Source organism: Oribacterium sp. KHPX15, assembly GCF_900107835.1.
GTDB lineage: Bacteria > Bacillota > Clostridia > Lachnospirales > Lachnospiraceae > Oribacterium.
In genome coordinates, this window is record NZ_FNRG01000058.1 from 1 (window position 1) to 7,023 (window position 7,023).

Consider the following 7,023-nt stretch of genomic DNA (forward strand, 5'->3'; position numbering starts at 1 on the left):
GCGGTAAATTCCTTGATGACATCAACAAGCTTTCCGGCACCCTCTGCTATCTCTTTAACTGAAACATTGAAACAATTTTTAAGATCATTAGTCCCGAGCATAAGTATAACTATGTCTATCGGCTTATGTGTATTAAGGCAGGGCCTCAGATATGGGAGTCCGTTTTTCCATGGCTCTGTTGGATCATCGAAAGCAGTTGTTCTTCCGTTACAGCCCTCTTCTATCACCTTGTATTCTTGTCTGAGTAATTGCTGTAATCGCCCTGTCCATCGGATATCGGAAGGATATCTTAGCCCACTGCGAGGGTCAAATCCATAGGTATTTGAATCTCCGTAGCATAATACTGTCTTCATTTTAAAGCCTCCATTAGTCTGTAATAATTAGCCACCGCCCACGACCTTTGACAATCTAATTAATTGTAGAATTCTACATATTTTGGGATTTTGATTATTCTCCGGCACTGAGCACATAGCTCGGATTTTTCGTAGAATACTTGATTCGTATCTTATTTCCCTGCTGAAGTGCATGAGGCTGGGGTCCAAGCTTTGCTTCTACAGTTTCACCCTTTTGATTCTGATACTTGACGTAATAGGTATAGGTGTATTCTTTTTCTTTGTAGTTATCACTCTCCTTATTTTCGTTGATACTGGAGTGTTCTTCTACACGCGATACAACCGCCTCGGTTTCAATTCCATTCTTGCTTATATCCTCATCGCGTTTCATGGATATAATTGCCCATATTACAAATCCAACAACTATAATTCCTATAAGAAAAGCCATTTCTGAACCTCCTATAAACTGTTTCTTATACTTTCAAATCTAACTTGCATATATATATGATCCTTAGGCAAACTTCCATGTCTTCTCAACAGTATCGACGAAAACAAACCTTTGGTCACCGTACGGATTCCCGTCTCTATATGTCGAAAAGTTATCGAGACTAAGGAGACTGCCTTCCTGGACAGCCGTCATCATAGGAGTATGTCCGACCACCTGAAGATAATCAGGAGCATATAGTCTCATTGCACCTTCCTGTGGTCTTGCCCATAAGGGACTGTTATCTTTCCATAGATCTTCTTTTCGCATGGAGTTAATTTTGGATATCATGGAATCCATATCCTGTTCTCCATATCCGAAATGCTGGATCACGAAACTCTCTGTAAGTCCACCGTGGCAGAATAATGTTTCATCAAACCTCTGGATAAAACTCACATGGTTTGGTTTTAGCACTTTCTTAAGTTTCTCTATCCCCTCGACCACGGTATCTCTTGCAAGAAATGAGAATCCTGTTTCCATGGCATACCATAGATAGCTGACGTCATGATTCCCGTAGCACCAATATGTTTCCGGGTGCTCTTTTACAAAGTCAATTGCGACATCAAAGGTTTCCTTATAAAGGGCAATGTTCTGCCCCTTTCCCCAGTCATCAACAAGGTCTCCCAGAAGAACCACGGCATCATATTGGTTTTCAGATAAGATTTCCGATGCTTTTTCAAACATCCAGGGTTTTAGGTGTACATCGGGTATTACAAAAATTTTACTCATATATTTTTATTAATTATTAGCAGAAGATTATAGACGTTTTTAATATTATACGCACAAATGCGACAATCCGCTAATAAATGTCGAGGAAAAACATATTTCATTCAATGTAAAAAAGCCACGGATGGTTCCTGCACCATTCCGTGGCTTAAAAAATGAATGTTTAATTCTTTTCCAGTTCGCTAGGGGTTGAGATATTATCATCTTCCTCTTCGCTTTCTGCAGTTATTTTTTCTCCGAGCTTAAATACTGAGCGGAAAACGAAAGAATTATAGTCAAAATCTTCCTTTTCGGTGTTATAGACCTTGTCTGCATCATCGATAACCAGGGCATCATATGAAACCTTATATCCCTTGTCTTTAACGAGTTGTTCTATGGCTTCTGCCATATTTTCTGCCTCATGGTAGGTTGTCTGATCCCATAAGATTCCGATCTTTTTGTCTTTTGATGAAAGAATCTTCTTGGCTATTTTTTCAGACTTGTTATAATCATCATTCTTAAATATGGTGAATACTTCATCAGCCTCTTCTTCTACGAGTCCGTACTCGATCTTCAGTCGGTCAAGGTAATCCCTGGTCTTTGAATAACCAACCAGAGAAAGCTCTCCGTCTGCTGTCTGGATATCCTGTGTTTTTTCTGCACCTTTATATGCAAATCGTGTTTCCGGTGTGCCGTAGCATACTGTAGGTGGAACCGTCTCATCATCAATGTATCCGTATTCATCAAGAGCGGATTCGTTAAATAGCACACATCCGTTGTACAGTTCCGTAGGATCTGACAAAAGGAAGGCATTAGTAGGATCAACCATCATCCATTCGCCCTCTACACGTACAAGGTTAAATACGTGCAGGTCAGATTCGTTTCCGTTATATACATAGCGTGTTTCAAGCCCTACAGCATCTGCCATCTGTAAGAATGCGTCGGCATAGCCCATGCACTGTGCCGTTCCTTTAACAAGGGCATCGTATGCTGTCTTATACAGTGTTGTTGTGCCATAGTCTGCATCATAAGAGACATTCTTTGTAAGATATCTGCAAATGAGAATGACCTTCAGACAATCAGACTCGCCGCCACGGATATATTTATCCTTGAATTGCTGAATTTTCTTATCTACGGCTTTCTGCTGTTCTTTTGTAACCAAATCCGATTTCTTTGAGCCATATACGTAATCTGCTATGGTGTAACCCGAAGTAATGGCAATTCCCTGTCCCTGAACGGACTTAGTCTGGCTCTCTTCAGCAGATTCCTTTTCTGATGAAGCGCTGTCATCAGATGTCTGAGAAGTTGTGTCAGTGTTTAACAGAGGGACCGCATCACTAGTAGAATATTCGGTTTTAGATGCCTCAACTTCCTTTGTTGAAGAACCGCTACTGCTACTTCCGGATGAAGAACTTCCCCTTGAAGATCCTCCGCCACCGGATGATGATCCGCCGCCTCCACCGGAAGATGATCCTCCACCAGTAAGCCCTTTGGCAAGACCTGTTTCAGCCATCTTCTTTGTTTCAGGCGTTTCTACTATTGCTATGCTTCCGTCCTCGTTAAGTCTTTTTCCATCGGAATTAACCTGGAGCCCATCCGGTGTGAGCGTGCCTGCATACATCTGACCATTATTGTCAAAGCAATAAAATTCAGATATGCCATCATGGTTTCCATCGAGCAGTTTCCAGGTGTTAACCGCAAAAGTTCCGTCCGGGCAGAGGTAGTACCAGTGACTTGCACCGGTTGTATCAGGCCATGTGCACCATGAGCCTTCCTTTGTTTTGATTGTTCCGTTCTCGGTCCAGGCTCCGTTACTGTTAGTATCGTAGCCATCCGGTGTTTTTCCTTGCAAAAACAGTTTTCCGTCAGTATCGAAGTAATAACACTCTCCGATACCGTTATTGTCTGCATCTATCCATCTCCAGCCTTTTGCCATGGTACCGTCATCAAGGATGTAGTTCCATTCATTATTGATTTTGGTCCAGTTTGCAGCATTACCGGTGAAGGATTGAGCTAACATAGTCGCTATCATTCCTGATACGACCACTCTTTTGATTTTCTTCTTCATTTCTTTTTCTCCTTATTACTTGGCTTTTACAAAGCAATTATGATTGAGGATTCTTGGTATAATCTTTCTTTAAGGCTCCTCGGTGAGAGTTCGGATTATTTTTTGATACAACCCTTCCCCACAATTCTTTACAAAGAACTCGTAGTGGCATGTGAGGATATCTTTTTGCCCGATCTTTCTCCATCGCCCATTTATCTTCTTCTGAGATTCAACTGACAACGTAATCATCGGTGTGTATCCGGTGTCATCCCCGTCGAAAATATGGAGAAGATTCCTTTTATTATCAGAGAATTCGACTTCCATCACATTGTTGCCATGTGTTCCGTTTTCTACCTGTTCTTTAAGGTAAAATAAAGGTTCTAGATTTTTCTTGATTATCATTTTTTGCCCCTTGTTTTTTGTGCATATTAATTATGGGGAGACTTTTTCTTCAGTTAGTATTATTTCTGGATGTTTTTTTATTTGATGATTTGATTTATCCATTATGTTTTTAAATATCTTGTTATCAACATTTTGGAAAGCTGCTACTACTTATTTTTTTAGCAGCAACAAAAAAGCAGACGAGAGAACTTAGTTACTAAGCTATCGTCTGCTTTATCATAAATAAATTGTTATATTATATTTTCAGGATGCGCTTTACTTTGGCTGGGTGACATAAACTGGAATTTTTCTATTAATTGTAAAACTTTAGGTAGGTTTCCAGATTGGAAACTATATAATCCCCGTTGTGATGTCCCTCAAAAAGATAATTCTGAACATCTGCTCCGTTCTGTCGCAAAATCTGAGACAACTTCTCACAGGCATGATAGAAGTGACCTTCATCGTCTTTTCCATCGTCCAGAAAAACTCTCAAATCGGTATAAACAAATTGCCCGGCAATTGTGATCGGATCGTTTTTCAGCCACATTTCTTCATCTGAAAAATAGCATTCGTCTTCATCCTCATAGGACAAGTCAATCGCCGGCATATGTCCTCCAACCCTGGCGAACAGTTCCTGATGCCGCAGCCCAAGGTTCAACGCTGTATATCCCCCGGATGAAATACCACCGATGTATCTTGCTGAGCGATCTTCGATCGTTTGAAAGGTGCTGTCGATAAATGGGATGACCTCATCCAGAAGGTAGTCTTCATAACGGCCCTTATGAACAACGCCATACTTTCCAGCAACCTCCTGATATGTCTCGGCAGAATTGATCCCCCTGCTGTTGTCCATGTTCGGACACACGATAATCAATGGTTTGATTTTCCCTTTTCCAATCAGTTCGTCCGTTGTTTTATCAACCCCGAGCCGCTTAAGGAGTGTTTCATTTCCCGTTCTGCCGTGTAGGAAATACAATACTGGCAGTGCTTTATCTTTAAATAAGTCCGGGTAATAAACTGCCAGCTTCATTTCTTTTTTGAGAATTCTGCTGTTTATTGTTTCTGTAATCAGACTCATACTGCTTCTCCATAAATCCCAATTTGCACAATTAATAATCCTGGCTTTCTGTCAGTCCGGGATCTCAACATCTTCACCTATATACAGATACCTTAGATGGTAGCCTGCTGAAGGATCACTGATATCCGAATATGCAATTCTTACACCGTATGCCTGCGAAACGTCCAGAGCCTTATCGCCAATACCATAGACATAGTGAAAGTGTGGATGCGCATCTTCTATAAGTCTTGGTTTTCTGTCTTTTACCCAGGACTGGTCCTGCATGAAGTAGGCTCGTTCCTCTATGCGCTTAATGGTGCTGCCTGAAGGCATTTCCTTTATGCTTCTTCTTTTCCCTTTTCCTTTGATCATGCGGTCAGTCCATACGCCGTCCTTAATAGTTCCAATGTATGTTTCCTTAACAGACTGATCATTAAGAACTGTAAACCAATATGTATCATCCTTGCCGCCGATCACAAAGTCTACTTCATCGCGAAAAGCCTGGTAGAATTCAAATCCTTTTTCTTTTTCCACAAGCTCTGAAAATCGATAGTTATTCATTATTGTATTCACCTTTTTAAACTTTTCTCTATGCAAATACTGATCAAAGCTCAATACTCGTACGCGGATATTGTACAAGAAAATTCACTTCATGTAATTCACAGTATTTAGCGATCTTATAAAAGACCACACCGGTGTTTTCGATTATATGTGGCATGCCTTCAATCGGCCGGTCTAAAGGTGAGAAGAAATTATCCCAGTGAATGGGAATCACCAGTTTTGCTCCGCTTTTCTCTACTGTTTCCTTAAAGAATGTTTTCTCCATATCATGGTCCGCTTTTGCCAGCCCCGCAACGCCAAGAAATAAGACATCGGCACGGATATCATCAAGCTGCCCTTCTATGTAATTGAAACTTGGACGGATCAGGATCTTCTTCTCTTTATATTCTATGTAAAAATCGTAAGAGCCGCCCTCTTTATAGTCTCTTAATCCTGCCGGTTGTGTCAGGTGTTCTTTAATAGGTTCGCCTAGATCATTATTGAGTATAGTCGGTTTGGAATGTAGAGAATTCAGGATACGAATCTTATAGTCACCTATATCAAAAATATCGCCATGTTTGAACACGGTAATATTCTCTGCCGGAACGTCTGCGCCCAGTGCGACGTTTTGTGCGGATTCACTTCCGTAAATTTTTGCGTTGCATTTATTGGCTATATATGGAGCATCCATGACATGATCGTGATGAGTGTGAGAAATAAAAACCGCACGAAGTCTGTCGATATTGTGCAGACTGATAAGCTCATCACATAATGTTTTGTTTGTGCTCGCCTTAGCTCCTGCTATGTATTTGCTGAGCGATGGACGAGTGATATGGGCATCAAAAAGGACCTGATCATTCCCATCATCAAACAATAAAGTTGTGGTTCCAAAATATGTTACTTTCAACATGATCCGTTCACTCCTTCGCCCATAAGAAAAGATTTACTGAAATAATTATAGTATCTCCACAAAACAATAGAAAGTTTATATTGGGGGGTTACCTAAATCAAACATCTTATAAATACTGTGAATAGTGTTACTGTTCACTACCCAGCCAAATTAAGTAAATAAGAGGGATACAGAAGATGTATTGTTAGTTTCTAACAAACTTTTCTGTATCCCTTTTGGTTATTTTGCAAACGCATTTTCAACGGTATCGTATACGTTCTTATTTTGAGTTCTGGCTGTCTCAATAATGGTAAGTGCATCACAAATATGTTGTCCTCCGGTATTGCTCCGGAGTACAACAGCTTGTTTTTGTTTCCGCTTAAATTTTCGCAATTCACGCTCACTTATGTTGTTCGTGGGATCAACTTCAGGATGTGAAAGAAAATATAGATGGCTGTCCTGGTAAGCGCGTAACCTCTTTTGGAGATTGTATCCATCCATATATTCTTTCCCAGGAGGATGCTCAGTGTATTCTTCTTCCGCTAATAAAAGTATCGATTCATACCGTTGAATAAGTGCATTTACTTT

9 protein-coding genes are annotated in these 7,023 nt (G+C 40.5%); all 9 read right to left on the bottom strand.

Features of this window, described 5'->3' with window-relative positions; all coding sequences use genetic code 11:
• Window positions 1–353: GDSL-type esterase/lipase family protein (locus tag BLV86_RS16785; protein ID WP_242873354.1), on the bottom strand; the 353-nt coding region annotated here is incomplete at its 3' end.
• A 94-nt stretch (window positions 354–447) separates the two neighbouring features.
• Entirely contained in the window at window positions 448–780 is a 333-nt protein-coding gene (locus BLV86_RS16790; protein WP_090819867.1) for a DUF3592 domain-containing protein, read from the bottom strand.
• Between the two features lie 63 nt (window positions 781–843).
• Window positions 844–1,545, bottom strand: coding sequence for a metallophosphoesterase family protein (locus BLV86_RS16795; protein WP_090819869.1), 702 nt, complete (start codon window positions 1,543–1,545; stop codon window positions 844–846).
• Window positions 1,546–1,705: 160 nt separating this feature from the next.
• Window positions 1,706–3,589, bottom strand: coding sequence for a transglutaminase-like domain-containing protein (locus BLV86_RS16800; RefSeq protein ID WP_090819871.1), 1,884 nt, complete (start codon window positions 3,587–3,589; stop codon window positions 1,706–1,708).
• A gap of 69 nt (window positions 3,590–3,658) precedes the next feature.
• Complete coding sequence (locus BLV86_RS16805) at window positions 3,659–3,970, bottom strand: hypothetical protein (RefSeq protein ID WP_090819875.1); 312 nt, start codon at window positions 3,968–3,970, stop codon at window positions 3,659–3,661.
• A gap of 292 nt (window positions 3,971–4,262) precedes the next feature.
• Window positions 4,263–5,027 carry an alpha/beta hydrolase gene (locus BLV86_RS16810; protein ID WP_090819877.1) on the bottom strand — a complete coding sequence of 255 codons (765 nt, stop codon included), beginning with the start codon at window positions 5,025–5,027 and terminating at the stop codon, window positions 4,263–4,265.
• A 51-nt stretch (window positions 5,028–5,078) separates the two neighbouring features.
• Window positions 5,079–5,567: a hypothetical protein gene (locus BLV86_RS16815; protein WP_090819880.1), complete on the bottom strand. Its 489-nt coding sequence runs from the start codon at window positions 5,565–5,567 to the stop codon at window positions 5,079–5,081.
• Between the two features lie 43 nt (window positions 5,568–5,610).
• Entirely contained in the window at window positions 5,611–6,456 is an 846-nt protein-coding gene (locus tag BLV86_RS16820) for an MBL fold metallo-hydrolase (protein ID WP_090819883.1), read from the bottom strand.
• Between the two features lie 219 nt (window positions 6,457–6,675).
• Window positions 6,676–7,023: IS66 family transposase (locus tag BLV86_RS16825; protein ID WP_139297962.1), on the bottom strand; the 348-nt coding region annotated here is incomplete at its 5' end.

Excerpts from the sequence above, each read along its gene's own strand:
- BLV86_RS16800 (WP_090819871.1), bottom strand. The coding sequence starts at position 3,589 with ATGAAGAAGAAAATCAAAAGAGTGGTCGTATCAGGAATGATAGCGACT.
- BLV86_RS16805 (WP_090819875.1), bottom strand. The coding sequence starts at position 3,970 with ATGATAATCAAGAAAAATCTAGAACCTTTATTTTACCTTAAAGAACAG.
- BLV86_RS16795 (WP_090819869.1), bottom strand. The coding sequence starts at position 1,545 with ATGAGTAAAATTTTTGTAATACCCGATGTACACCTAAAACCCTGGATG.
- BLV86_RS16815 (WP_090819880.1), bottom strand. The coding sequence starts at position 5,567 with ATGAATAACTATCGATTTTCAGAGCTTGTGGAAAAAGAAAAAGGATTT.
- BLV86_RS16790 (WP_090819867.1), bottom strand. The coding sequence starts at position 780 with ATGGCTTTTCTTATAGGAATTATAGTTGTTGGATTTGTAATATGGGCA.
- BLV86_RS16820 (WP_090819883.1), bottom strand. The coding sequence starts at position 6,456 with ATGTTGAAAGTAACATATTTTGGAACCACAACTTTATTGTTTGATGAT.
- BLV86_RS16810 (WP_090819877.1), bottom strand. The coding sequence starts at position 5,027 with ATGAGTCTGATTACAGAAACAATAAACAGCAGAATTCTCAAAAAAGAA.